21 protein-coding genes and 1 tRNA gene are annotated in these 24,403 nt (G+C 63.2%); 14 read left to right on the top strand and 8 right to left on the bottom strand.

Going from position 1 to position 24,403, the window contains the following annotated elements:
• The first annotated feature begins 368 nt into the window (after positions 1–368).
• The 3 genes from PJE01S_RS15530 (at position 369) to PJE01S_RS24575 (ending at position 3,332) form a co-directional block, all read left to right on the top strand.
• On the top strand, positions 369–1,937 hold the full coding sequence (locus tag PJE01S_RS15530; RefSeq protein WP_068834554.1) for an alkaline phosphatase D family protein: 1,569 nt from the start codon (positions 369–371) through the stop codon (positions 1,935–1,937).
• 183 nt (positions 1,938–2,120) lie between these two features.
• Entirely contained in the window at positions 2,121–2,918 is a 798-nt protein-coding gene (locus tag PJE01S_RS15535; protein WP_068834555.1) for a hypothetical protein, read from the top strand.
• 90 nt (positions 2,919–3,008) lie between these two features.
• Positions 3,009–3,332: an HNH endonuclease gene (locus PJE01S_RS24575; RefSeq protein ID WP_084389594.1), complete on the top strand. Its 324-nt coding sequence runs from the start codon at positions 3,009–3,011 to the stop codon at positions 3,330–3,332.
• 24 nt (positions 3,333–3,356) lie between these two features.
• Here the strand turns inward: PJE01S_RS24575 and serB are convergent, their stop codons facing one another.
• Both serB and mfd read right to left on the bottom strand, forming a co-directional pair.
• Positions 3,357–4,067, bottom strand: coding sequence for a phosphoserine phosphatase SerB (gene serB / locus PJE01S_RS15540; protein ID WP_068834556.1), 711 nt, complete (start codon positions 4,065–4,067; stop codon positions 3,357–3,359).
• On the bottom strand, positions 4,064–7,552 hold the full coding sequence (gene mfd, locus PJE01S_RS15545) for a transcription-repair coupling factor (RefSeq protein WP_068834557.1): 3,489 nt from the start codon (positions 7,550–7,552) through the stop codon (positions 4,064–4,066). The genes serB and mfd overlap by 4 nt, the downstream gene beginning before the upstream one ends.
• Before the next feature lie 169 nt (positions 7,553–7,721).
• Between mfd and ispD the strand changes: the two genes are divergently transcribed.
• Both ispD and ispF read left to right on the top strand, forming a co-directional pair.
• Positions 7,722–8,450: a 2-C-methyl-D-erythritol 4-phosphate cytidylyltransferase gene (gene ispD / locus PJE01S_RS15550; protein WP_068834558.1), complete on the top strand. Its 729-nt coding sequence runs from the start codon at positions 7,722–7,724 to the stop codon at positions 8,448–8,450.
• A gap of 58 nt (positions 8,451–8,508) precedes the next feature.
• Positions 8,509–9,012 (top strand): 2-C-methyl-D-erythritol 2,4-cyclodiphosphate synthase, encoded by a 504-nt coding sequence (gene ispF, locus PJE01S_RS15555; protein ID WP_068834559.1) that lies wholly within the window; start codon positions 8,509–8,511, stop codon positions 9,010–9,012.
• A gap of 123 nt (positions 9,013–9,135) precedes the next feature.
• On the opposite strand, the gene PJE01S_RS15560 is transcribed toward ispF, so the two are convergent.
• Together PJE01S_RS15560 and ompR are read right to left on the bottom strand one after the other, a co-directional pair.
• Positions 9,136–10,512: a sensor histidine kinase family protein gene (locus tag PJE01S_RS15560; RefSeq protein WP_068834560.1), complete on the bottom strand. Its 1,377-nt coding sequence runs from the start codon at positions 10,510–10,512 to the stop codon at positions 9,136–9,138.
• A gap of 145 nt (positions 10,513–10,657) precedes the next feature.
• On the bottom strand, positions 10,658–11,395 hold the full coding sequence (gene ompR, locus PJE01S_RS15565) for an osmolarity response regulator transcription factor OmpR (RefSeq protein WP_068834648.1): 738 nt from the start codon (positions 11,393–11,395) through the stop codon (positions 10,658–10,660).
• A gap of 239 nt (positions 11,396–11,634) precedes the next feature.
• Between ompR and PJE01S_RS15570 the strand changes: the two genes are divergently transcribed.
• The 3 genes from PJE01S_RS15570 to PJE01S_RS15580 all read left to right on the top strand — a co-directional run bounded on the left by PJE01S_RS15570 (position 11,635) and on the right by PJE01S_RS15580 (position 15,257).
• Positions 11,635–13,263 carry a DUF1800 domain-containing protein gene (locus PJE01S_RS15570; protein WP_068834561.1) on the top strand — a complete coding sequence of 543 codons (1,629 nt, stop codon included), beginning with the start codon at positions 11,635–11,637 and terminating at the stop codon, positions 13,261–13,263.
• 15 nt (positions 13,264–13,278) lie between these two features.
• Complete coding sequence (locus tag PJE01S_RS15575) at positions 13,279–14,472, top strand: DUF1501 domain-containing protein (RefSeq protein WP_068834562.1); 1,194 nt, start codon at positions 13,279–13,281, stop codon at positions 14,470–14,472.
• A gap of 65 nt (positions 14,473–14,537) precedes the next feature.
• Positions 14,538–15,257 carry an SIMPL domain-containing protein gene (locus PJE01S_RS15580; protein WP_068834563.1) on the top strand — a complete coding sequence of 240 codons (720 nt, stop codon included), beginning with the start codon at positions 14,538–14,540 and terminating at the stop codon, positions 15,255–15,257.
• Between the two features lie 31 nt (positions 15,258–15,288).
• Here PJE01S_RS15580 and PJE01S_RS15585 read toward each other — a convergent pair whose 3' ends face one another.
• Complete coding sequence (locus PJE01S_RS15585) at positions 15,289–15,732, bottom strand: multidrug/biocide efflux PACE transporter (protein ID WP_068834564.1); 444 nt, start codon at positions 15,730–15,732, stop codon at positions 15,289–15,291.
• 100 nt (positions 15,733–15,832) lie between these two features.
• On the opposite strand from PJE01S_RS15585, the gene PJE01S_RS15590 reads away from it, so the two are divergent.
• A complete protein-coding gene (locus PJE01S_RS15590; protein WP_068834565.1) occupies positions 15,833–16,717 on the top strand; it encodes a LysR family transcriptional regulator in 885 nt (294 codons plus the stop codon).
• Positions 16,718–16,858: 141 nt separating this feature from the next.
• Here PJE01S_RS15590 and PJE01S_RS15595 read toward each other — a convergent pair whose 3' ends face one another.
• Positions 16,859–17,455: an outer membrane beta-barrel protein gene (locus PJE01S_RS15595; protein ID WP_068834566.1), complete on the bottom strand. Its 597-nt coding sequence runs from the start codon at positions 17,453–17,455 to the stop codon at positions 16,859–16,861.
• 249 nt (positions 17,456–17,704) lie between these two features.
• Here PJE01S_RS15595 and PJE01S_RS15600 point away from each other — a divergent pair, with 249 nt between their 5' ends.
• On the top strand, positions 17,705–18,550 hold the full coding sequence (locus PJE01S_RS15600) for an N-formylglutamate amidohydrolase (RefSeq protein WP_068834567.1): 846 nt from the start codon (positions 17,705–17,707) through the stop codon (positions 18,548–18,550).
• A 105-nt stretch (positions 18,551–18,655) separates the two neighbouring features.
• A complete protein-coding gene (locus PJE01S_RS15605) occupies positions 18,656–19,750 on the top strand; it encodes an NAD(P)/FAD-dependent oxidoreductase (protein ID WP_068834568.1) in 1,095 nt (364 codons plus the stop codon).
• A gap of 11 nt (positions 19,751–19,761) precedes the next feature.
• On the opposite strand, the gene PJE01S_RS15610 is transcribed toward PJE01S_RS15605, so the two are convergent.
• Positions 19,762–20,544 carry a 3-hydroxybutyrate dehydrogenase gene (locus tag PJE01S_RS15610; RefSeq protein WP_068834569.1) on the bottom strand — a complete coding sequence of 261 codons (783 nt, stop codon included), beginning with the start codon at positions 20,542–20,544 and terminating at the stop codon, positions 19,762–19,764.
• A gap of 112 nt (positions 20,545–20,656) precedes the next feature.
• Between PJE01S_RS15610 and PJE01S_RS15615 the strand changes: the two genes are divergently transcribed.
• The 3 genes from PJE01S_RS15615 (at position 20,657) to PJE01S_RS15625 (ending at position 24,038) form a co-directional block, all read left to right on the top strand.
• A complete protein-coding gene (locus tag PJE01S_RS15615; RefSeq protein ID WP_068834649.1) occupies positions 20,657–21,586 on the top strand; it encodes an alpha/beta fold hydrolase in 930 nt (309 codons plus the stop codon).
• Between the two features lie 26 nt (positions 21,587–21,612).
• Positions 21,613–23,874 (top strand): RelA/SpoT family protein, encoded by a 2,262-nt coding sequence (locus tag PJE01S_RS15620; protein ID WP_068834570.1) that lies wholly within the window; start codon positions 21,613–21,615, stop codon positions 23,872–23,874.
• Positions 23,875–23,961: 87 nt separating this feature from the next.
• Positions 23,962–24,038, top strand: a tRNA-Val gene (locus PJE01S_RS15625).
• Between the two features lie 157 nt (positions 24,039–24,195).
• Here PJE01S_RS15625 and PJE01S_RS26200 read toward each other — a convergent pair.
• Entirely contained in the window at positions 24,196–24,330 is a 135-nt protein-coding gene (locus PJE01S_RS26200; RefSeq protein ID WP_281178616.1) for a hypothetical protein, read from the bottom strand.
• Positions 24,331–24,403 lie beyond the last annotated feature (73 nt).

Raw genomic sequence — 24,403 nt, forward strand, 5'->3', positions numbered from 1 at the left:
TTCCTTGTTTTGTGCATGGGCGCTGCCCAGTGCGAGGGTGAGAAAGCCGGCCGAAGCCACGATTTTGTGCAGGAGATTCATGGGGTGCATCCAAAAACTAAAGGGGGAAGCGCTTGAAATGTCCCGCCAGGGGACGAAGAGCGTCGAGGTCTGAATTTTAGCGCCTGCAAGAGTCATGCCCGCTTGCTATGATAAATATAGCTGCTTGCGCCATCGCTGATCGGATTGAAGCCGGTTTCATTGTCAGATCTCAGGGCATCTTTTGGCGCAATTCCTGCTTTCGGCAGTGCGGCTACAGTGAGGCGCAGGGCCTGCCGGGCAAGCCTCTGTCAATGCAACACAGGAGCGCTCAGTCGCTGAGTATCGAGATGGGAGTCATTGATGCCTCGAGCCGTCGCCAGCTTCTGCAGCTGGCCGCCGCCAGCGCCGCCTCCCTGTGGCTGCCGCGCCGCGCCTGGAGCCAGGCCCCCTTCAGCCGCCACCCGTTCACCCTGGGCGTTGCCAGCGGCTCGCCCACGCAGGACTCGGTGCTGCTCTGGACCCGGCTGATGTCGCCCAGCCTGCAGGGCCAAGCCGTGACGGTACGCTGGGAAGTCGCGCATGACGAGCAGTTCAAGCGCATCGTGCAAAGCGGCCAGGCGCAGGCCCTGGCCGAACTGGCGCATTCGGTGCATGTGGAGGTGCAGGGCCTGGCACCGGACCGCTGGTATTTTTACCGCTTCATGGCGGGCGACGCCGTCAGCGCCATAGGCCGCACGCGCACCTTCCCGGCGCCGGACGCCGTGGTGGCGCGCATGCGGCTGGCCTATGCCTCGTGCCAGAACTGGCAGCACGGCTACTTCAGCGCCTACCGCCACATGCAGGATGAAAACCTCGATGCGGTGCTGTTTCTCGGCGACTACATCTATGAATACCCGAACAGCAAGACTTCGGTGCGGCCGGCCACCGGCGGCTGGGTGCTCACGCTGGATGATTACCGCGAGCGCTACGCCCTGCACAAGAGCGACCCCGATTTGCAGGCCATGCACCAGGCCTGCCCCTGGCTGCTGACCTGGGACGACCATGAAGTGCAAAACGACTATGCGGGCCTGCAGGAGGGCGACAGCGGAAGCGGCGTCCCTGACTTTGCCGCGCGCCGCGCCGCGGCCTACCAGGCCTTTTATGAGCACATGCCTATCCGCGCCTCGGTGCTGACGCAGGCCCTGGCGGGGCTGGCCACGGGCGCCGAAATGCGTATCTACAGCCGGCTGCACTATGGCCAGCTGGCCTCGTTTTACCTGCTGGACGCGCGCCAGTACAAGGACCCGCAGGTGTGCACGCGCGGGGCTAAAAAAGGTTCAAGCACCGTGAACCCGGCCAACTGCGCCGTCTGGAATGACCCCGCTCGCAGCTTGCTGGGCGCGCAGCAGGAAGGCTGGCTGGACGCCGAGTTCGGCAAAGCCGGCAGGCAATGGAATGTGCTGGGGCAGCAGTCGCTGATGGGCCAGCGGGATTTCCGGCCCGGTCCGGGCCAGCTTCTCTGGAACGACGGCTGGGATGGTTACAGCGCCGCACGCACACGCCTGACAGACGCATTGCGTAAAAATGCCGTCGCCAACCCGGTGGTGCTGGGCGGTGACGTGCATGAGAACTGGGTCGGCCATGTCAAGGCCGACTATGCCCGGGCGGACAGTCCCAGCATAGGCGTCGAGTTTTGCGGCACCAGCATCAGCTCGCGTTCGGCCGGCCATGAAAAGACCGCAGAGCGCCTCGCCGAGAACCCTCATTTCGTGTTTGCCGATGCCGAGCGCAAGGGCTATGGCGTGGTGGAGTTCACGCCCAAAGGGCTGACCACCCGCCTGCGCGTGGTAGACGATGTGAGGCAGGCAAAAACCGCCGTTGAAACCCTGGCCAGTTTCACCGTCCAGGCCGGGCAGCCCCATGTTGAACGGGTGTGAGGCGGGCGCCTGAAAATGCTGACGGAACCGGGCACTTGCACAAAGGTGGAATTGACAAAATATCTGTTCTGTGACTCACTTGTGGCTGTCTGGAGAGTGGCGCCGTACAGAGGCCAGACCCCCAAAAAAGTCTGAAGGAAAAGCCAAAAAAGAAGAGCCAAAGAGAAGGAGGGAAGACGCTTCATGAACCTGATGACATTGCTGATGACCGTGCTGGGTGTGTCCATTGGCGTACTGGCGGGCGCGCTGCTCAATGCCTGGTGGTTACGGCGCAAAGCCCGTGAAAAGCTGCTCATCCCCCCTCGATGGCCGCTGGCTGCGCGCGGTGTGGTGACGACCGACGAGCATCTGGTCTGGCATTGGCTGCGCGACACCTTTTATGACCATATCGTGATGGTCAAAATCCCGGTCCAGCGTTTCACCCTGCCGATCGAGAGGGAAAGAGGCCCTGACAGCAGTGAGCGGTGGCTGGATCTGCTCAACGGGGTTTACACGACCTTCACGGTTTGCAACACCGACGGCAAGGTGGTGGGCTGCGTGGACGTGCCCACCAAACGCGGCTTTAGCCGGGCCAACCGCGAATTGAAGGAAACGCTGCTGTCGGATTGCGCAATCGCCTACACCGTGGTCCGCAGCGATCGCCTGCCCGCCGGCAGCGCCATGCGGGCGGCCTTTCTGGGTGAAATTCCGGCGGCGCCGGTGCAGACGGTGCAGGAAGCGTGCGTTGGCGTCGACACCAGTTTTTACGCGGAAATTGACGCCTTTACCAGGCAGAAAATGAAAGCCGCCAGAGAGGCGGCGCTCAAAGAACTCAACCGGGACAACCAGGAGGCCGTTCCGCCGGCCAAAAACCGCAACGTCGGGTTTAACCCGGACGGCACGGGCACCATTCGGGACCTGGACAAGCCGGACCCGTTTGCCAAGCCCTGGGAAGATTCCTTTATCTATCCCGCCGACACCCGGCCGGCCCGGCTTGAGTAAGGGCCGCCCATGCACGCCCTGTGGCCCTACAAAGGGCCGCCAGCAAGGGCAGGCCATCGATTCCGGTCTTCCTGCCAAGGGGCTGCCGTCGTGAGCCGCTTGGGTCACACCCGGGACAAGATTTACAAGACCGTGGCGCGGCAGCTTCACGGAGTGGTGCCTTGCTGGGTGTGCGGCGAACATGTGGCGCCTGAGGCGGCGACCCTGGAGCATATCCGCCCCCTGAGTGAGGGCGGCAACAGCCACGCGGAGAACCTGGCCATCAGCCACGAGGTCTGCAATGGCCAGCGACACGCGACCGGTCGGGTGCCCACTTCGGCGACGTCACCGGGACAGGTGCTCAGGCGCAAGGCCACCGACCCTCTAGCGGGGCCTCCTTCATCTGAGGCCTTGCTGCCTCCTGCGGCGCCCTGATCTAAAAGCTAAAAGGCCGGGGGCTTACTTCAGCACTTCCAGCAGGCGGTCGAGCCCGCCCTCATTGATGGCGACCATGGCCTGCTCGCGCACCCTGGGCTTGGCGCGATAAGCCACAGAGAGGCCCGCCACGCCCATCATGGGCAGGTCGTTGGCGCCGTCGCCCATGGCAATGGCCTGCAGCGGATTGATGCCCAGCTTGCCGCAGGTTTCCAGCAGCATCTTGCGTTTTTCTTCGCCATCGCAAATGTCGCCCCAGGGCTGGTCCACCAGCTTGCCTGTGAGCCGGCCGTCGCTGATTTCCAGCACATTGGCGCGGGTGTAGTCGATGCCCAGTTCGTCGCGGATACGGTCGGCGAAAAAGGTGAAGCCGCCACTGACCAGCAGCACCTTCATGCCGACGGCCTTGCAGGCGTGCACCAGCTCTGCGGCGCCGGGGTTGAGCTTGAGGCGCTGGTGATAGACCTCGTCCATCTGGCTCAAGCTCACGCCCTTGAGCAGTGCCACGCGGCGGCGCAGGCTTTCCTTGAAGTCGGCGATATCGCCGCGCATGCTGGCCTCGGTAATGGCCGCAACTTCGGCTTTGCGGCCTACGGCATCGGCGATTTCATCCACGCACTCGATGTTGATGAGCGTGGAGTCCATGTCAAAGGCAATCAGCTTGAAGTCGCTGAGTTTCAGGTCTGGCGTGGCGACGCTAACGACGAGGCCGGGGGAGATTTCAGCAGGAGTCATGCGGGAGTGGTTTCCGTGGTGGGTTGTCCGAGTGAACGCAAGACATCGCGCACCATTTGCGCGCGGTCCTTGGGGTTCTCCAGCGCGCGCTCTATGCGCAGCTTGTCGTTGCCGGCCAGTTTGATGTGCCGGTTTTTCTGGATCAGATGCATGATGGCCATCGAGTCGATGGGCGGGTCTTTTTTGAACGTGATGTTGATCGCCCCTGAAGCGGCATCGACCTTGACCACGCCATAAGGCTTGGCAATCACGCGCAGGCGGTGCACGTCGATCAACGTCTGCGCCTGCGGCGGCAGCTTGCCGAAGCGGTCGACGATTTCTTCGAGCAGGTCGTCGATTTGCTCGGTCTTCCTGGCGGTTGCCAGCTTCTTGTAGAAGGAGAGGCGCAAATGCACATCGCCGCAATAGTCGTTGGGCAGCAGGGCCGGGGCGTGCAGGTTGATCTCGGTGGTGACGCTGAGCGGCGACAACAGATCGGGCTCGCGGCCGGCCTTGAGCGAGGCCACGGCCTCGCTGAGCATCTCGTTGTAGAGCTGAAAACCGACTTCCAGCATGTTGCCGCTCTGGTTTTCGCCCAGCACCTCTCCGGTGCCGCGAATCTCCAGGTCGTGCATGGCCAGGTAAAAGCCCGAACCGAGTTCCTCCATTTGCTGGATCGCCTCCAGGCGCTGGCCGGCCTGCTTGGTCAGGCCTTCGATGTCGGGCACCATCAGGTAGGCATAAGCCTGGTGGTGGCTGCGGCCGACGCGGCCGCGCAGCTGGTGCAGCTGCGCCAGGCCGAACTTGTCGGCGCGGCTCATGACGATGGTGTTGGCGCTGGGCACGTCAATGCCGGTTTCAATGATGGTGGAGCACAGCAGCAGGTTGTAGCGCTGGGCCACAAAGTCCTTCATCACGCGTTCCAGTTCGCGCTCAGGCATCTGCCCATGGGCAATCGCAATGCGCGCCTCGGGCAGGATTTCCTCGAGTTTCTGGCGCCGGTTTTCAATGGTTTCCACCTCGTTGTGGAGGAAGTAAACCTGTCCGCCGCGCTTGAGCTCACGCAGCACGGCTTCGCGGATCACGCCGTTGCTTTCGCTGCGCACAAAGGTCTTGATGGCCAGGCGGCGCTGCGGCGCGGTGGCAATCACGCTGAGGTCGCGCAGGCCTTCCAGCGCCATGCCCAGGGTGCGCGGAATCGGCGTGGCGGTCAGCGTGAGCACATCGACCTCGGCGCGCATGGCCTTCATGGTTTCCTTGTGGCGCACGCCAAAGCGGTGCTCCTCGTCAATGATCAAGAGGCCCAGGCGCTGAAACTTCACGTCCTGGCTCAGCAGCTTGTGGGTGCCCACCACGATGTCCACGCTGCCGTCGGCCAGGCCCTTGATGGCGGCGTTGATTTCCTTGCCCGAACGGAAGCGGCTCATCTCGGCCACCTTGACCGGCCATTTGGCAAAGCGGTCCACCAGCGTCTGGTAATGCTGTTCGGCCAGCAGGGTCGTCGGCGCCAGCAGGGCGACCTGCTTGCCGCCGGTGATGGCGATGAAGGCGGCGCGCAGGGCGACTTCGGTTTTGCCGAAACCGACGTCGCCGCAGACCAGCCGGTCCATGGGGCGCGGGCTGATCATGTCCTGGATCACCGCGTGGATAGCGGCGCGCTGGTCGGCGGTTTCCTCAAAGCCGAAGTCGTTGGCAAAGGCTTCATAGTCGCCGGGTGAGTAGCGGAAGGCATGGCCCTCGCGCGCGGCGCGGCGGGCGTAGATGTTGAGCAGCTCGGCGGCGGAGTCGCGAATCTGCTCGGCGGCCTTGCGCTTGGCTTTCTCCCACTGGCCGCTGCCCAGCTTGTGCAGCGGCGCCTCTTCGGCGCTCACGCCGGTGTAGCGGCTGATCAGGTGCAGCTGGCTGACAGGCACGTACAGCGTGGCCTTGTCGGCGTATTCCAGGTGCAAGAATTCTTGCAGCGAGGGCGTGCCGTCGGCGTTCTTCTCCTGTCCCAGGTCCATGTTGATCAGGCCGCGGTAGCGGCCTATGCCGTGGGCGCTGTGGACCACCGGGTCACCGACGTTGAGTTCGGAGAGATCCTTGATCAGCGCCTCGACGTCGCTGACCTGTTCCTGCTTTTTGTTGCGCCGGCGCGTGGTGACGCCTGCGGCAAACAGTTCGGTCTCGGTAACGAAGTCAAGGCCTTCTTCAAGCCAGCTGAAACCGGTGTTCAGCGCGGCGGTGGCAATGCCGAGTTTTTCTTCGCTGGCCTGGAAGTCTTCGAGGGAGTCAAATGCCGGCGGGCTGACGTTGCTGGCGCGCAGGAAGTCGAGCAGGCTTTCGCGGCGGCCATCGCTTTCGGCGAGCAACAGGACCCGATGGGCGGTATTGCCCACGTGGCTTTTGAAGCGGGCCAGCGGGTCTTCGGCGCCGCGCACCACGGCCATCTCGCCGAGTTTTTGAAACTGTGCGTTGTCGCCAATGTCTTGCACCGTGCTGCGGATCGCCAGTTGGGCGTAGTCGTTGGCGCGTGCATAAAACTGCTCGCTGCCCAGAAACAGCGCTTCGGGCGGCAGGGCGGGGCGGTCGGGCGCATCCTTGACCAGCCGGTAGCGGTCCCTGGTGTCCTGCCAGAAGCGCTGGAAGGCCGGCTCCAGCTCACCATGCAGCACCACCATCGCCTGTCGGCCCAGGTAGTCAAACACGCTGGCGGTTTCTTCGAAAAACAGCGGCAGGTAGTACTCGATGCCGGCCGTGGCGACACCATTGCCCATGTCCTTGTAGATGCGGCTTTTGGTCGGGTCGCCTTCCAGCAGTTCGCGCCAGCGCTTGCGGAATTTGGCGCGCGCGTCGTCGTCCATCGGAAACTCGCGGCCCGGCAGCAGGCGCACTTCGGGTACGGGGTAGAGGCTGCGCTGGCTGTCCGGGTCAAAGGTGCGGATGCTGTCGATCTCGTCGTCAAAAAGATCCACGCGATAAGGCACCGGGGAGCCCATGGGAAACAGATCAATCAGGCCGCCGCGCACGGCGTATTCGCCCGGGCTGACCACCTGCGTGACATGGCTGTAGCCGGCCAGCGTGAGCTGGGCTTTCAGCTTGGCCTCGTCCAGCTTTTGCTTGACCTTGAACTCGAAGGTGTAGCCGGCCAGAAAGCCGGGCGGCGCGAGGCGGTACAGCGCCGTGGTCGCCGGCACGATGACGACGTCGGCACCGGTTTCCTTGTCGCGCTGCTGGATCCGCCACAAAGTGGCCAGCCGTTCGCTGATCAGGTCCTGGTGCGGCGAGAAGGTGTCGTAGGGCAGGGTTTCCCAGTCGGGAAACAGCGCGCAGCGCAGGTCAGGCGCAAAAAAAGCGATCTCCTCCATCAGGCGCTGGGCCGTGGCGGCGTCCGACGTGATGATGGCGGTGAGCTTGCCGGCGGCTTTCTCGCGCTGGCCCAGGCGGGCCAGCAGCAGGGCATCGGCGGAACCGGCAGGCTGCGGCAGTGTGTAGCGTTTGCCGGAAACGAGTGTGGGTAGATGCATTAATCAGTGCGCCGTGAGGCTCGGTCAGGAGTCGGATCGGAGTCGAGTCAAGGGAGGAACAATCTCAAACCATTCGGAAAGTCGTGCGGCAAAAGCCCGGCACCCCAAACCATCCGGCGTGGGGTGCCTTCGCGGCTCAAAGGCTGATTTTAGAATCTATGATCAAGTCATGACGACAAGCCGCGCCAATATCCGCTCCGATGCCCGTTTTTTTGCCTTGATTCCTTGCGCCGGGCAGGGCAGCCGCGCCGGGGCGCCCTTGGCCAAGCAATACCAGGTGATCGCCGGCCAGGCCATGGTGTTGCACACGCTGGCTGCTTTTCAGGACGTTCCTGACTTGTCGCTAACGCTGGTGGTGGTCGCGTCCGGCGATCATTTCTTTGACCAGTTACCAGATCCATCATTTGATGTCGCCGCCTGCGGGGGGGGCAGCCGGGCCGAGAGCGTGCGCAATGGACTTGACGCATTGCTCCGGGCGGGTGCCGAGCGCCATGACTGGGTGCTGGTGCACGACGCGGCGCGCTGCCTGATCACCGCCGCGCAAATCCGGCAGTTGATTGAGGCCTGCGAACACGATGAGGTGGGCGGGCTGCTCGCGCACAAGCTGCCCGATACGCTCAAGCGCGAAGGCACAGTCGATAGGCAGGGGCGTGTCGCCGCCACGCTGGACCGCAGCGACAAATGGCTGGCCCAGACGCCGCAGATGTTCCGCATCGGCACCCTGATGCAGGCCCTGGAGGTGGCAGGCGGGGCCGTCACGGATGAATCCAGCGCCATGGAGGCCCTGGGCCTGGCGCCCAAGCTGGTGGCGGGCAGCGCGCAAAATTTCAAGGTGACCTACCCTGAGGACTTTGCGCTGGCCGAGGCGATCCTGCTGAACCGGCGCCGCGCGGGCTGATACCGCCGATCTGCTGAAAATAACGAACAACGCTTCCCATTTACGCGAAAGTCCTGTCATGAATGCCGTCCAGCCCACCCTTCAGCGCCCACCCTTCAGTATTGGCGAGGGCTGGGACACGCACGCGCTGGTGCCCGGGCGCAAGCTCGTCATTGGCGGGGTCGAGATTCCGCACCGCGCGGGCCTGCTCGGGCATTCGGATGCGGATGTGCTGTTGCATGCGATCACCGATGCGCTGCTGGGGGCGGCGGGGCTGGGCGATATTGGCAGCCATTTTCCCGACACGGATGCGCGCTTCAAGGGCGCGGATTCCGTCGTGCTGCTCAGTGAGGTCGGCCGCCTGCTGGCCGAGCGCGGCCTGCGCATCGGCAATATTGACAGCACCGTCGTGGCGCAGGCCCCCAGGCTCGCGCCACATATTGCGGCGATGCGCGCCCGCATTGCCGGGGCGCTGGGCCTGAATGAGGCCCAGGTCAATGTGAAAGCCAAGACCGCCGAGAAGCTGGGCCCGGTCGGGCAGGGCCTGAGCATGGAAGCCCGTGCCGTGGTATTGCTCTATTGACGCTACGTTTTTGATAGCTACTTGCGCTTGATCCGGCTGGGCCAGGGGCTTGTTTTTCCTGAATATCCGGTTTGGGGCGTGGTGCGGCGCCTCGGCGCGGCGCCCTCCGGTGACGCCTACGCCTTAACTCCTGCGCAGCTTGATATGGGCCGCCAGCCCGCCCGAGCCGGTGTTGGCCAGGCTGAACATGCCGCCCATGCGGTGAATGGTTTTTTCGACAATCGCCAGCCCCAGGCCGGCACCGGTGGCTGCCGTGCGCGCCGTGTCGCCGCGGAAAAACGGGCGTGTGAGCTTGGACAGCGCTTCCGGTGCCACGCCCGTGCCATGGTCGCGTAGCTTGACCAGCACCCATTGGTCGCGGCCCTTGGCGACGATATCGACCCGGGCCACGCCGGTTTCGGGCGTTTTGCCGTAACGCCTGGCGTTTTCAAGCAGATTGGAAATCACGCGGGACAGTTCGACCTGATCGGCCAGCACCATCATGCCATCCGGGATGCTCACTGCAACGCGCATGTCCTCGTAGTCGCCCACGGCGTACACCGCGGCGTCCACCACGGCATTGAGCGACACGGGCTCAAGCTGCGGCGGCTCGGGCCGGGCATAGTCCAGGAACTTGTCGATGATGGCATCGAGCTGGGCGATGTCGGCCGCCATGTGCTCGCGCGCGTCGGCGTCTGTCACGCTCATCTCGGTTTCCAGGCGCAGCCGGGCCAGCGGCGTGCGCAGGTCGTGCGAAATGCCTGCCAGCATGATGACCCGGTCCTGCTCGATTTTGGAGAGCTGCTCGGCCATGCGGTTAAAGCCGATATTGACCTCGCGAATTTCGCTGGTCGCCACTTTTTCATCCAGCAGGCTGGCGTCGAAGTCTCCGTCACGCATGCGGCTGGCCGCAAACGAGAGCTGCTTGAGCGGCCGGTTGATCAGGCGCGCGATGAAGGCCGCTCCGGCGAGCGACAAGGCGGCGGCGGTGATGAGCCAGATCACCCAGGTGCTGTTGCGCGTGGGGCCGACCTTGGACGGGTCGGTCAGCAGCCAGTAGGCGTCTCCATCAATGGCAAAGCCAACCCACAAGCCTCTCTCGCCATTGACGACGCTGGCGACAACGGTGCCACTGCCCAGCCGGGCCTTGAGTTCCGCGGAGATGCGCTCGCCCAGTTCATCACTCTCAAACAGCTCGAACTTGTCCTTGGGTTCGCGCGGCGTGATGCGCACGCGCTCTTCGTCGGCCAGGGTCTTGATCAGCGATACGCGGGCGATGGAGTCGGAGTAGCGCAGTGCGGCGCGGCTCAGATTGACGAGCGAGGCCAGTTGCTGCGCGCTCTGGATGGCCCGTGGCTCCGACTCCAGTGCACGGAAGGTTTGCAGCCAGGCCACGATGGAGCCGAACAGCAGCAGGGCCAGAAAGAAAAAGGTCCGCCAGAACAGGTTAAAGCCCCGGCGCGGGCGCATTTCCAGCGGCGCGGGAGCGGTTTCAAGTGGAATCGGGTTGGTGGCGTCCATAGGAGTAAGGTGCGGGCCTGACAGGCGGGAGGATGGACGTGGTTGCCGCGGGGCACTGGTTCAGCGGGGGCTCAATTACCCAGTCATTAGACAAGCTGGAGGGGAAGGCTTACCGCGCGGCCGGCAGAATGGCCAGGACCCTGGCTCAGTTCGTTCCGTCCGGCACAAAGACATAGCCAATGCCCCAGACGGTCTGGATGTAGCGGGGCACGGCAGCGTCCACCTCAATCAGCTTGCGCAGGCGCGACACCTGCACATCGAGACTGCGGTCAAAGGGCTCGAACTCGCGGCCGCGCGCCAGTTGCGCCAGCTTTTCGCGCGACAGCGGCTGGCGCGGATGCCGCACCAGGGTTTTGAGCATGGCGAATTCGCCGGTGGTCAGGGGCAGTTCCTCGCCGTTTTTGTGCAGGGTGCGCAGGCCCATGTCAAACGAGAACGGACCGAAGGTAATCACTTCCTGGTCGCTTGACGGTGCGCCCGGTACCTCGGCAGTGGGTCGGCGGCGCAGCACGGCATGGATGCGGGCCAGCAGTTCGCGCGGGTTGAAGGGCTTGGACAGGTAATCGTCGGCACCGACTTCCAGGCCGACGATGCGATCCACGTCTTCGCCCTTGGCGGTGAGCATGATGATGGGGGTGCGGTCATTGGCGGCGCGCAGTCGGCGGCAAATCGAGAGGCCGTCTTCGCCGGGCATCATGAGGTCCAGCACGATCAGGTCGACCGCGTCGCGCAGCATGATGCGGTTCAGTGCCTTGCTGTCTTCGGCGAGGATGACTTCAAAACCCTCTTGCGCCAGGTAGCGGCGCAACAGGTCGCGAATACGGGCGTCATCGTCAAGAATCAGGATTTTGTCGGCGCGGGCAGTGGTTTGAGCTTGAGTCATGGTCGTCAGGTAATTTGTAACATGGCCATTTTGAGGGCTGAAATCGCCTGTTGTCTCTTTTTTCACTCACTTTGACACAGTGTTACAAAATTTGCGCTTCAATGCAAGTGAAACACAGTGCGGATGTGCACCCTGTTTAGTCTCTCGGCGTTGTTCAGCACAAACCTTGAATGAAAAACTCCCGAAAATGGGCCGCCGAAGGGCTGGGACGGCCTCAGACAACAAGGAAAACCGCCTTTATGAAGCTCCTTCAACACATCGCTTCGTTCACCGCGTCGGGTTTGCTGGCGCTGGCTGCGGCAGGCGCCCAGGCGGCTGTGCCGGTCCAGCTTTCGGCGGCCCAGGCCAGGCATTTGCTGGTGCGCACGGGGTTTTCGCCGGACCATGCCGAGGTCGATGCATTGACAGGGCAGCCCACCCGGCAGGCCATTTCGGGCTTGATTCGCAAGGCGCAAACGGCCGGGCCGATTTATCCCCCGCCCGATTTCAGCGCGCAGCCGCCGCCCATTCCGTACCGGCTGCTCAAGAGCAAGGAGGAGCAGCAGGCCCAGCGCCAGCAGCAACTGCGCGAGGGGCTGGAACTCAAGACCTGGTGGATGCGCGAGATGATCGAATCCCGCACGCCGCTGCAGGAGCGCATGACGCTGTTCTGGCACAACCATTTCGCCACCTCGCAGCAAAAGGTCAACAGCTCGCAAGCCATGTGGCGGCAGCACCTGCTGCTGCGCGCGCAGGCGCTCGGCAATTTCCGCAGCCTGCTGCACGCCGTGGCCAAGGACCCGGCCATGCTGGTCTATCTGGACGGCGCCAACAGCCGCAAGGAAGCGCCCAATGAAAACTTTGCGCGCGAGGTGATGGAGTTGTTCACGCTGGGCGAGGCGACGCAGGGCGGCAATTACACCGAGCAGGACATCAAGGAGGCAGCCCGGGCTTTCACCGGCTGGAGCGTGGAGCGCGATGACTTCAGCTTCAAGTTCCGGCCCGCATTCCACGACACCGGCGACAAGACCGTGCTGGGCCGCCGCGGCAATTTTGACGGTGATGCGGCGCTGGATATTCTGCTGGAGCAGCCCGCCGCCGCGCGCTTTATCGTGGGCAAACTCTGGAAGGAGTTTGTCTCGCCAGTGCCTGACAACACGCAGGTCGAGCGCATCGCCCGGCGGTTTCGCGCCAGCGGCTATGACATTGGCATGGCCCTGAATGAATTGCTGCTGACGGATGCCTTCTGGGCCGAGGGCAACCGCGGCAGCCTGATCAAGTCGCCCGTCGACCTGGTGGTTGGCACCGTGCGGCAGTTTGACTTCAGCTATACCGACGTGATGCCTTTTGCGCTGAAAGCCGCGCAGCTCGGCCAGAACCTGCTGGTGCCGCCGAATGTGAAAGGCTGGCCCGGCCAGAACGACTGGATCAATGCCACGACTTTGCTGGAGCGCAAGCGCTTTACCGAGCAGCTCTTTCGCGCGGTCGAGCTCAAGGGCGAATCCAAAATGGCGCCCGTCGCCATGGGCCCGGGCGGGCGCTTGATAGAGGAATCTTCGGCGATACCGGCCCAGCGGCCCATGCAGCGGATGCAGGCCGAGTTTGCGGGCGGGCAGGCGGGCCGCGGCAGCAACCAGCAGGCGCTCAGGCTGCTGGGGCGCGACGGCATCATGCGGGTCGCCGAAGGCATGGCCAAAATCACCTTTGACCCGGACCGGTGGCTGGCGCAATACGGGGGCTACACCGACCGGGAACCTTCTGATGAGCTGAAAGCGCGTCTGGCCCAGACGCTGCTTGCGGTGCCAGCTACACAAACGATAGCGAATGGGACGGTCGGGGTGGCCTACCTGCGCAGCCTCACGCTGGACCCGGCCTACCAGCTCAAATAAGAAAGGATGCACGCCATGCAACGCCGACATTTTGTCAGCCTGGTTTCCAGCCTCACGGGCGCGGCCCTGCTGTCCGCCCATGCACCGGGCTGGGCCCAGGCGACGGCCCAGCGCGCGGCTTCCGCGGCAGATCGCATCCTGATTCTGGTGGAGCTCAAGGGCGGCAACGACGGCCTGAACACCGTCGTGCCCTATGCCGACAACAACTACTATCAGTTGCGCCCGGTGATTGCCATCAAGCGCGAGGAAGTGATCAGGCTCGACGCGCAAACCGGCCTGCATCCGGAACTCAAGGCCTTGCTGCCGCTCTGGGAAAAGGGCGAGCTGGGCATCGTGCAGGGCGTGGGTTACCCGCAACCCAATCTCTCGCATTTCCGCTCCATAGAGATTTGGGAGACGGGTTCCAAATCCAGCGAATACCTGCCGGACGGCTGGGTGACGCGCGGCCTGAAAGGCATGGCCGGCGCCGCCAATTTCACAACCGAAGGCGTGCTGATTGGCGGCAACGAGTTGGGCGCACTGGCCGGCGCCCGCGCCGTGAGCCTGAACAACCCGGAAGCCTTCGTCAACCAGTCCCGTTTGGCCCAGGGCGTGGAAACATCGCTGGCCAAGGGCAATCCGGCACTGCAATACCTGCTGCAGGTGGAAAGCGACATCAATCAGGCGGCACAGGGCTTGCGCGCTGAAAAATACAATTTCACCACCCCGTTTCCGCCCGGCGCCTTTGGCAATGGCGTGAAGGCCGCGGCCCAGGTGGTGGCTTCGCAAAAGGGCAGGGGCGGCGTGCCCGTCATCACGCTCACGCTGGGCAGCTTTGACACCCACCAGAACCAGCTGGGCACGCACGCCAACCTGATGAAGCAGCTGGCCGAAGGCATGGCCGCGCTGAAGGGCGCACTGACAGAACTGGGCGCCTGGGACCGCACCCTGGTGATGACCTTCTCGGAGTTTGGCCGTCGCCCGCATCAGAACCAGTCGAACGGCACCGACCACGGCACGCTGGCACCGCATTTTGTGGCCGGCGGTGCGGTGCGCGGCGGGCTCTATGGGCAGGCGCCCGACCTGGGCCGGCTGGACAGCACGCAAAATGCCCGCTATACCACCGACTTTCGCCAGCTCTATGCCACGGTGGCCAAAGACTGGTGGGGTGTGAATCCCGAGACGGTCACACGCGGACACTTTGAGCCGTTCAGCTTCCTGAAGGCCTGAGTCTTTCCGCTGTTTTTTTCTCTTCCTGTTTTTTCCTGTTGACTACCCGAAAGGTAAACCGCTTGATGCGTACTATAAAATTGATAGCTTCTTGTGCCCTTGCTGCCTGTGCTACAGGTCTGTTTGCTCAAAATATGCCGCGAGATATGTCGCATGAGTCACTGCAGAACGTGGCCCAGCTCTCCGCCAGCGGCTCGGTGGAGGTGCAGCAGGATTTGCTGTCAATTTCAATGAGCACCACACGTGACGGCAGCGACGCCGCGACGGTGCAAACCCAGCTCAAGCAGGCGCTGGATAGCGCGCTGGCGCTGGCCAAACAGGCGGCCGTTCCCGGCCAGATGGACGTGCGCACCGGCAATTTCAGCCTGTACCCGCGCTACGGCAAGGACGGCAAGATCAATGGCTGGCAAGGTACGACCGAACTGGTGCTGGAAGGCAAGGATTTTCCGCGCATCACCAGCATGGCCGGCAAGATCCAGAGCCTGACCCTGGGCCATGTCAGCTTTGCCCTGAGTCGCGAGCAGCGCGCCAGGGTGGAGGGCGAAGCCCAAACGCTGGCGATTGAGCGCTTCAAGGCCAAGGCCGGCGAGATCGCCAAAGGCTTTGGCTTTGCCGGTTATTCCCTGCGTGAGGTGTCCATCCAGGCCAACGATCAGGGCGTCGGTCCCCGTCCGCGCATGATGGCGATGCAGGCCAAGGCGGAGATGTCGGACGCACCGGTTCCCGTCGAAGCCGGCAAGACCGCGGTGCTGGTGAACGTCAGCGGCTCCGTGCAGATGAAGTAGGCGCAGTCAACGCGATGGGAGCACCGCTAGATCAGGCAGTGGCCTGGCGCGCCCTGCGCGCCACCACGGTGGCGCGCACCTGGTCGTAAGTCCAGTTGAAGACAAAGGTATAGGGCAGAAAAAACAGCGCAATTCCAATGTCCAGTACAAAGGCCTCCCACTGGCCTATGCCCAGCCACCAGGCGGCCAGGGGGACCACGGCCAGGAGCAGGCCGACTTCAAACAGCACCGAATGCACCGCGCGGGCCACCAGGGTGCGTTGAAAGCCCATGCGCTGCTGGGCCCGGTCAAAGAGGGCGTTGAACACCATGTTCCAGCTCATCGCGACCAGCGAGATCATCAGCGTCAGCAAGCCCATGTGCCCCAGCGAATAGCCGAGCAGCCAGGCGCCCAGCGGCGCGCAAATGGCAATCGCCAGCACCTCGAAGCCGAGGGCATGAAAAAAACGTTCCTTGGCTGATTTCTGAAGACTCATGACATGGCTTTGAATGGAATAAGGCCCTATTTTTATCGTTATTTTGGATGGTATGAAATCAATTACCATCTAAAAAATAGATGAGTAAGGAGGTCATGCCATGCGCCATTCCCCGGAAGCCCTGACGGCCTTTGCCGAAGCCGCGACCCTGGGTTCGTTCTCGGCCGCCGCCCGCAAACTGGGCAAAAGCCAGTCCACGGTCAGCAGTGCGATTGCAAACCTGGAAATCGACCTGGGGCTGACGCTGTTCGACCGCAGCAGCCGCAAGCCGACGCTGACCGGGCAGGGCCGGGTGGTGCTGGGCAAGGTGCAGGAAATTCTCGCCGCCAGCGACCGGCTGGACCGCTCGGCCAGCCAGCTGAGCGGCGGCCTGGAGGCCAGGCTCAGCGTGGTGTGGTCGGACACCTACCAGTCCGACCGCTTTGAAGAGATGCTGATGGCTTTTGAGCAGCGCTTTCCGGACCTGGAGTTTGAATGCCTGATCGCCGAACATGGCGACCTGGTGTCGCTGGTGCAGACCGGGCGCGCGCAGATCGGCGTGGTGGCTGCGCAAAACCTTTACCCGCCCGATGTCGGTTCGGCCATGATTGCCGAGCAGTCGGAGATCACGCTGTTTGTGGCCAGCACGCACCCGCTGGCCCGCCTGAAAGACATCACCCCCGAGGTCCTGGCCAATTTCCGCGAATTGCGGCTGGACACCTATCTGGCGCGTACCGGTCAGGCCCAGCCTTCGGCGCGCCGTGCCTGGTCGGCACCCAGCTACCTCATGCTGCTTGAAATGGCGGTGCTGGGCTTTGGCTGGGCCGCCATCCCGCGCTGGATGGTCACACGCTTCGCCGCGGACCGTCTGCACGAGCTGGATGCGCGCGGCTGGCCCAGGCGCGTTCCGGTGGACGCGGTGTGGTCGCGCCAGCGCCCCCTGGGCCGCGCCGGCACCTGGCTGCTGCAGGAAATGCTGGCGCCGCCCGTAGCGCCGCATTCATAGGGGAAATCTGCTTCCAGCCGGCGCGTAGCGGGCGCAGTCGGCTATGAATTTTGTAGCGGGATGCATGGCCCATAAAAAAGGCCTGCAGACCCGATGGGACTTGCAGGCCTGGTTTGGCACGCGCGCTGAGCGCCTGGCCGATCAGAAGCGGTAGCGCAGGCCCACCGTGGTGGCGCCCACGCGGTCGCGGCCACTGTTGACAAATTTCAGGTCATGCGAGTCGTACTGCAGCACGGCAGACAGCTGGGGGTTGAACGCATATTCGGCGCCCAGGCCATAGGACACGCCAAAGCCGCTCTCACTGCCGGAAGCGATGCCCGATGCGGGAACAGCGGACACATCGGTCCGGCCATAGGTGGTCCCCAATTTGCCCAACAGGTTGAACTGCGAGCTGAGCGGTAATTTTCCGACCAGGCTCAGGTTGAAACCTTCGGCCTTGGTCTGGCCGCCAGCCCGGCTGACTTTGCCGAAGTTGGTATAGCCCAGTTCCAGGCCCAGATTGCTGGTGAAATAGCTGCCGCCATAAAGGTTGTAGACGGTGTCATGCTTGTCAAACGGAAATCCCACGCCGCTGTTCAGTGAGTAGTCGGACCGGCCCGCGTTGAAGCCAATGTAGCCAGCACCGGGTGAGTACCAGGACATGGTGCTGCCGCTGCTTTGAGCCTGTGCACCTGCGGCAGCGGCCAGGGCGGCGATTGCCAGAGCGCTTGCGCAAAGGGTTCGGGTCAATGATTGCATGCTGCTTCCTTCAGGATTGAATGTGTAAAACAATGCCTCAGCCAGAGGGACCGCTCTTATTGTGCGACTTCCTGTGGACTTCCGGCCCCCAATTTAAGTTCCCGCTGTTGGCCGGGCTGTGAGCGCAAAAAGTAAATTCCTGTAGGACAAACGGAAATATTGCGTTTCTGCGATGCGTGTCTTTGCAGGGTGTGCCGCCTTGCAAGGGGCCATCTGTTCCGGCGCGAAGCCTGCTGCTAAAGTCGGGTGATGCAGCTCATCACCCATCTGCCTGGAAGCAGCGCCCTGGTCTTCGATTCACCCCACAGCGGCACCAGCTATCCGCCGGATTTTTTATACGCCTGCGCGATGCCGACTTTGCGCCAGGCCGAAGACACGCATGTGGAAAAACTCTATGACTTCGCACCCGCGCTGGGCGTGCACTGGATAGAAGCGCATTTTCCGCGCAGCTACCTCGACGCCAACCGCAACACCACCGAGATGGACGTCACGCTGTTTGACGAACCCTGGCCCGGGCCGGTGGAGACCGATCCCAAAATACTGTCCAAGGTCCGCCTCGGCAAGGGGCTGATCTGGCGCACCACCGACGATGGCGTGCCGATTTACGATCGCAAGCTCAGCGTGGCGGAGGTGCAGGCGCGCATTGCGCAATGCTGGGAGCCCTACCACGCCGCCGTGGCGCAAGCCATTGATGCCGCGCATCTGGCGCATGGCTACAGCATCCATATCAATTGCCATTCCATGCCGGCCGTGGCTTCGAGCAGCGCTACGGATTTCCCGGGCGAAAAGCACGCCGACTTTGTGGTGGGAGACCGCGAAGGCTCCACCGCCAGCGTGGCCCTGTCCAGACTGGTTTGCGGGTATCTGACCGCACTGGGCTACCAGGTGGCCTACAACCATCCCTACAAGGGCGTGGAGTTGGTGCGCCGCTACGGCAATCCGGCCCAGCAGCGGCACAGCATACAGCTGGAAGTCAACCGCAAGCTCTACATGAACGAAGAGACGCTGGCGATAACGCCGGGTTTTGAATCGCTCAAGGCGCATTTGCGCTCGCTGGTTGATCTGCTGCTGAAAACCGACCCGCGCGTGCTTTGAGTTTTCAGACCGGCGGCATCCCGTGCAAATAGGGGTGTTTGCGGGACATCTTGGGGACCCGTGCGGTCCATGTGTTTGGCGGTTTTGAGAGGGCTTGGGTTCACAATGGACAAACTTGATTGCGTGGTGATTGGCGCCGGCGTGGTGGGGCTGGCGGTAGCGCGGGCCCTGGCTTTGCAGGGCCGGGAGGTCATGGTGCTGGAAGCGGCCGATGCGATTGGCACCGGCACCAGTTCACGCAACAGCGAGGTCATTCACGCCGGCATCTACTACCCGCAGGGCTCGCTCAAGGCCCGGCTCTGTGTTGAGGGCAAAGAGCTGCTCTACGCCTACTGTGCCGCGCGCGGCATAGGCCACAGTCGCTGCGGCAAGCTGATTGTGGCCACCGGCGATGCGCAGCTGGCGCAGCTGCAGGGCATCATCGCCAAGGCCGCCGCCAACGGCGTGCATGACCTGGTGCTGCTCACGCGTGAAGAGGCGAGGGCGCTGGAGCCGCAGCTCGAATGCGTGGCGGCGGTGCATTCACCCAGTACGGGCATTGTGGACAGCCATGCCCTGATGCTGGCGCTGCAGGGCGATCTGGAGAACGCCGGCGGTCTTGTGGTGCTGAATTCGCCACTGGCCCAGGCGCAATTTGCGCAAGATGCTATTATTTTGATAGCTGAAGACGGCACGGAACTGCAGGCCAGCACCGTGGTCAACGCTGCGGGCCTGCAGGCGCAGGCCCTGGCCAGTCGCTTCGCCGGGCTGGCGCCGAAATTTGTACCACCCAGCCATTACGCCAAGGGCAATTACTTCACCCTGTCGGGCCGCTCACCGTTCTCACGGCTCATCTACCCGGTGCCCGAGGCCGCGGGCCTGGGTGTTCATCTCACGATTGACTTGGGGCGCCAGGCCAAGTTCGGCCCCGACGTGCAGTGGGTCAACTCGCCCGACGACCTGGTGGTGGACCCGGCGCGTGGCGATGCCTTTTACGCCGAGGTGCGCAAGTACTGGCCTGCGCTGCAGGACGGAGCCCTGATTCCTGGTTATGCGGGTATGCGCCCCAAAATCCAGGCGCCCGACGAGCCGGCCAAGGATTTTCTGATCCAGGGGCCGGCCGAGCACGGCGTGGCCGGGCTGGTCAACCTCTTCGGCATTGAATCGCCGGGCCTGACCAGTTCGCTGGCGATTGGCGATTACGTCAGCCGGTTGCTGTAAAAAAGAACCGCTTACTGTGCGACCCAGCCGCCATCCATGTTCCAGGCCACGCCGCGCACGTTGTTGCCGGCCGGTGAGCAGAAGAACAGTGCCAGCGCGCCCAGTTCCTCGGGCGTCGTGAATTGCAGCGAAGGCTCTTTTTCACTGAGCAATTGCGCGGTGGCCGCTTCGTTGGAGATGCCACCCGCCGCGACCTTGGCGTCCAGCTGTTTTTGTACCATCGGCGTCAGCACCCAGCCCGGGCAGATGGCATTGCAGGTCACGCCGCTGGTGGCGTTTTCCAGGGCGGTGACCTTGGTCAGGCCCACGATGCCGTGCTTGGCGGCCACATACGCCGATTTTTCGGCCGAGCCGACCAGGCCGTGCACCGAGGCAACGTTGATGATGCGGCCCCAGCCCTTGCCGTTGTCGGCGGACTGCATGGCGGGCAGGGCCAGGCGGGTGGCATGAAAGGCGCTGCTCAGGTTGATGGCGATCACCGCGTCCCATTTTTCAACCGGAAAGCTTTCGATGCGGGCGACATGCTGGATGCCGGCGTTGTTGACCAGAATGTCGACCCGGCCAAACTGGACGGCGGCAAACCTCATCATGTCTTCAATCTCGGCCGGCTTGCTCATGTCGGCGCCGTGGTAGGCCACTTTCACGCCCAGCGCTTCAATTTCTGCCTTGGGGCCTTCCACATCGCCAAAGCCGTTGAGGACGATGCTGGCACCCTGTGCGGCCAGCGCCTTGGCGATGCCCAGGCCGATCCCGCTGGTCGAGCCGGTGACGAGGGCTGTTTTACCTTTGAGCATGAAGTTTCTCCGGATGATTTACGATGCCATCAGCGCGCTGCAAAGAGTGCGCCCCAAAAAATCTCAAGCAATTATCAAGCCTTATCCAGTCTTTTACGCGGACCACCTGCCCATGACCCAACCCAGCCTGAACCATGTCAACTGTCTGGATGCCGCCGGTGGCCACCGCATGGCCTATTGGCAGTGGGGCCAGCCCGAGAGTTCCCATGTGGTGGTGTGCGTGCATGGCCTGTCCAGGCAAGGGCGCGATTTTGACGTGCTGGCGCAGGCTTTATGCGAGCAGGCTGGCATGTCAGCGCAAGGCCCCGGCGGGATTCGCGTGATCTGCCCCGATATCGCCGGCCGGGGTGAAAGCGACTGGCTGAAAGACCCGATGGGCTACCAGGTGCCGGCCTATGTGGCTGACATACTGGCTTTGCTGGCGCAGTTGCACGCCGCGTCGCCCATCACCACGCTGGACTGGGTGGGTACCAGCATGGGCGGGCTGATTGGCATGGCGGTGTGCGGCCAGCCCGGCTTGCCACTGCCCGTTCCGGTGCGCCGGCTGGTGCTGAACGACGTCGGGCCCGCCATCGAGTGGCAGGCGATTCTGCGGATTGGCGCCTACCTGGGGGAGTCCGGGAATTTCAACACCGTGCAGGAGGCGGCGGATGCCATGTGGACCGTCTCCCAGGGCTTTGGCCCGCACACGCCAGAACAATGGCTGGCGCTGTCGCGCCCCATGCTCAAACCCGTGTCGCAAGCCGCTGGCAGCCCCTTGCGGCTGCACTACGACCCGGCGATTGCGGTGCCCTTCAAACTCGCGACCGAGGCCTCCGCGCGTGAGGGCGAGGCCATGCTCTGGCAGCTGTACGACAACATCACCGCCCGGACCCTGCTGATACGGGGCGCGCTATCGGACTTGCTGAGCCCGGAAACGGCCCGGGCCATGACAGGGCGCGGCCCGCATGCCCGGCTGATTGAGTTTGAAGGCATAGGGCATGTGCCCACGCTGATTGCAAAGGATCAGGTCGCGGCCGTGACGGAGTTTCTCCTGGCTTGATGCTGGATCAACTTGACTGAATTTTCATGAAAAGCAATATGCTGGGGCCAGACGCCCCAAGGGCCTCTCAGGGCGCTAGCGCCTCCATCGTGACGGCCACGGCAGACAGCCTGCCGGAACAGCCGCATGCGCTGGCGCGGGCGCGGGCTTTTGCCGAGCCGCTGATTGCCAGTGAAGCGCTGGACACCGGCGAGAACATCCTGGCCCACGCCGACGCGGTGGTGGGCATCCTCAAGGCGATTGGCGGCTCGGAAGCCATGCAGGCCGCCATCTACCTGGTGCATTCCTGCCAGCACCTGAACAAGCCGCAGGAGGTGATTGCCAAGGCCTTTGGCGCCAGCTATGCCGCGCTGGCGGTCGAAACCACCAAGCTGGTCTATGTGCAGCGCCAGGCCCGCGCGGCAGGCGCCGATGCGCAACTGCTGGACGATCCCGCCGCGCAGACGGAGAACGTGCGCAAGATGCTGCTGGCGTTCTCGCGCGATTTGCGGGTGGTCATGCTGCGGCTGGCCTCGCGCCTGCAGACCCTGCGCTATTACGCCGCCACACGGCAGTCCGCCCCGGCCGCGCTGGCCCACGAGTCGCTGCATGTGTTTGCGCCGCTGGCCAACCGCCTGGGCATCTGGCAGCTCAAATGGGAAATGGAAGACCTGGCCTTCCGTTTTCTGGAACCCGATACCTACAAGCAAACGGCCAGGCTTCTTGATGAAAAGCGCGTGGAGCGCGAAGGCTTCATGGAGGCCCTGCGCGCGCAACTGGAACGCGAACTGAACCAGAACGGCATTGCCGCCCTGGTGCAGGGCCGGCCCAAGCACATCTACAGCATCGTCAAGAAGATGCGCGGCAAGTCGCTGGACTTTGAGCAGGTGTTCGACATCCGCGCCCTGCGCGTGATCGCCGCTGATGTGAGCGGCTGTTATGCCGCGCTTGGTTTCGTGCATTCGCGCTTCACGCCGATTGAGGGCGAGTTTGACGACTACATCGCCAAGCCCAAGCCCAATGGTTACCAGTCCCTGCACACCGTGGTGCGCGATGAAGCGGGCAGGGCGGTCGAAGTGCAGATCCGCACACAGGCCATGCACGACCATGCCGAGCACGGCGTGGCGGCGCACTGGGCCTACAAGGAAGCCGGCACCAAGGGCTACAGCGGCGTCTCGGCCAGCAGCGAATACGACGCCAAGATTGCCGTGCTGCGCCAGTTGCTGGCCTGGGAGCGCGACCTGTCGGGCCCGGCGGCGCAGCGAGCGAGCGAGGCCAAGCAGGGCTTGTTTGAAGACCGCATTTACGTGTTGACGCCCGATGCCGCCATCGTGGAGCTGCCGCAAGGCGCCACTGCCGTGGACTTTGCCTACAGCGTGCACACCAGCCTGGGACACCGCTGCCGTGGCGCGCGCATTGATGGGGGCATGGTGCCGCTTAATACGCCGCTGCAAAACGGCCAGACGGTGGAAGTGATCACGGCCAAGGAAGGGGGGCCTTCGCGTGACTGGCTCAATCCCGAACTAGGCTTCCTGTCCAGCAATCGTGCGAAATCCAAGGTGCGTGCCTGGTTCAACGCCCTGGCCATGGAACAAACCGTGGCCAAGGGCCGTGAAGCGGTGGAGAAACTGCTCCAGCGCGAAGGCAAAACCGCCATGAAGCTGGATGACCTGGCGCTACAGCTGGGCTTCAAGGCGGCGGACGACCTGTTTGAAGTCGTGGGCAAGGATGAGTTGTCCCTGCGCACCATTGAAAACATGTTGCGGCCGCCCGAGCCCGTGCTGTCGCAGGACGACTATGTGCTTGCCAAAAAAGCGCGCCAGCCCGGCAAGTCCAGCCAGCGCGGCAAGGGCAATGTGCTCGTGGTGGGCATCGATTCGCTGTTGACCCAGCTGGCCCGATGCTGCAAACCGGCTCCGCCCGATGAGATCCTCGGCTTTGTGACCAAGGGCAAGGGCGTCAGCATTCATCGCAGCGACTGCAGCAATTTCCGCAACATGGCCAGCGGCAGCCCCGACCGGGTCATTGAGGTGGAGTGGGGGTCGCCGAAAACGCCGGACGGCGCGGTCTACCCCGTGGATGTGGCTGTGGAAGCGGCCGACCGGCAGGGCTTGCTGCGGGATATTTCCGAGGTCTTCACCAAGGAAAAAATGAACGTGATCGGTGTGCAGACGCAGTCGGTCAAAGACAACCGTGGCGGCACGGCGTGGATGACCTTCACGGTGGAAGTGGCGCAATCGGGCCGGCTCAATCAGGTGCTGGGCATCGTCGCCGACGTGCCGGGAGTGCGATCGGCCCGAAGACGCTGAGGGCCATGCGTTTATTTGCGACAATTTTTGCAGGCCGGGCAAGACCTGCGTTTTGCCCTGCTACAATAGCCGGATCGAACAGTATTTAGGCGCGTAGCTCAGCTGGTTAGAGCACCACCTTGACATGGTGGGGGTCGTTGGTTCGAGTCCAATCGCGCCTACCAAATGAACCCTTGTAATTCAATGAATTACAAGGGTTTTTTGTTGGCTGCTCATCCTCTGATCGAATGCAGAGAGGCGTTAGAAGGCGTTAGAACGGGCTGGTTTGTCACAGTAAGCTGTCATAGTTTCTAAGTTCTCAGATTGTCTTGTCGTGGCTGGTCATGCCTCGATAAATTCATAGCATGAGCACATGCCGACGAACACCTCTCCCAGCGCCTGCATGTGGCGCACGGTGGGGCCGAGGCGGGCGTCTACGATGGCCTGCATGGCCAGCGCCGTCTTCGATGTAGTCACTCTCGAAGTCGGGCAGCGCGTCGCGCAGGTACTTGAAATCGACCAGCCGGCCGTTGACGGCCGCGCCTATGGC

It is taken from the genome of Polaromonas jejuensis NBRC 106434 (assembly GCF_001598235.1).
GTDB lineage: Bacteria > Pseudomonadota > Gammaproteobacteria > Burkholderiales > Burkholderiaceae_C > Polaromonas > Polaromonas jejuensis.

What these genes read in the sequence shown, in the direction of transcription:
- PJE01S_RS15530 (WP_068834554.1), top strand. Translation starts at nt 369, where the DNA reads ATGGGAGTCATTGATGCCTCGAGCCGTCGCCAGCTTCTGCAGCTGGCC.
- PJE01S_RS15535 (WP_068834555.1), top strand. Translation starts at nt 2,121, where the DNA reads ATGAACCTGATGACATTGCTGATGACCGTGCTGGGTGTGTCCATTGGC.
- serB (WP_068834556.1), bottom strand. Translation starts at nt 4,067, where the DNA reads ATGACTCCTGCTGAAATCTCCCCCGGCCTCGTCGTTAGCGTCGCCACG.
- mfd (WP_068834557.1), bottom strand. Translation starts at nt 7,552, where the DNA reads ATGCATCTACCCACACTCGTTTCCGGCAAACGCTACACACTGCCGCAG.
- ispD (WP_068834558.1), top strand. Translation starts at nt 7,722, where the DNA reads ATGACGACAAGCCGCGCCAATATCCGCTCCGATGCCCGTTTTTTTGCC.
- ispF (WP_068834559.1), top strand. Translation starts at nt 8,509, where the DNA reads ATGAATGCCGTCCAGCCCACCCTTCAGCGCCCACCCTTCAGTATTGGC.
- PJE01S_RS15560 (WP_068834560.1), bottom strand. Translation starts at nt 10,512, where the DNA reads ATGGACGCCACCAACCCGATTCCACTTGAAACCGCTCCCGCGCCGCTG.
- ompR (WP_068834648.1), bottom strand. Translation starts at nt 11,395, where the DNA reads ATGACTCAAGCTCAAACCACTGCCCGCGCCGACAAAATCCTGATTCTT.
- PJE01S_RS15570 (WP_068834561.1), top strand. Translation starts at nt 11,635, where the DNA reads ATGAAGCTCCTTCAACACATCGCTTCGTTCACCGCGTCGGGTTTGCTG.
- PJE01S_RS15575 (WP_068834562.1), top strand. Translation starts at nt 13,279, where the DNA reads ATGCAACGCCGACATTTTGTCAGCCTGGTTTCCAGCCTCACGGGCGCG.
- PJE01S_RS15580 (WP_068834563.1), top strand. Translation starts at nt 14,538, where the DNA reads ATGCGTACTATAAAATTGATAGCTTCTTGTGCCCTTGCTGCCTGTGCT.
- PJE01S_RS15585 (WP_068834564.1), bottom strand. Translation starts at nt 15,732, where the DNA reads ATGAGTCTTCAGAAATCAGCCAAGGAACGTTTTTTTCATGCCCTCGGC.
- PJE01S_RS15590 (WP_068834565.1), top strand. Translation starts at nt 15,833, where the DNA reads ATGCGCCATTCCCCGGAAGCCCTGACGGCCTTTGCCGAAGCCGCGACC.
- PJE01S_RS15595 (WP_068834566.1), bottom strand. Translation starts at nt 17,455, where the DNA reads ATGCAATCATTGACCCGAACCCTTTGCGCAAGCGCTCTGGCAATCGCC.
- PJE01S_RS15600 (WP_068834567.1), top strand. Translation starts at nt 17,705, where the DNA reads ATGCAGCTCATCACCCATCTGCCTGGAAGCAGCGCCCTGGTCTTCGAT.
- PJE01S_RS15605 (WP_068834568.1), top strand. Translation starts at nt 18,656, where the DNA reads ATGGACAAACTTGATTGCGTGGTGATTGGCGCCGGCGTGGTGGGGCTG.
- PJE01S_RS15610 (WP_068834569.1), bottom strand. Translation starts at nt 20,544, where the DNA reads ATGCTCAAAGGTAAAACAGCCCTCGTCACCGGCTCGACCAGCGGGATC.
- PJE01S_RS15615 (WP_068834649.1), top strand. Translation starts at nt 20,657, where the DNA reads ATGACCCAACCCAGCCTGAACCATGTCAACTGTCTGGATGCCGCCGGT.
- PJE01S_RS15620 (WP_068834570.1), top strand. Translation starts at nt 21,613, where the DNA reads ATGAAAAGCAATATGCTGGGGCCAGACGCCCCAAGGGCCTCTCAGGGC.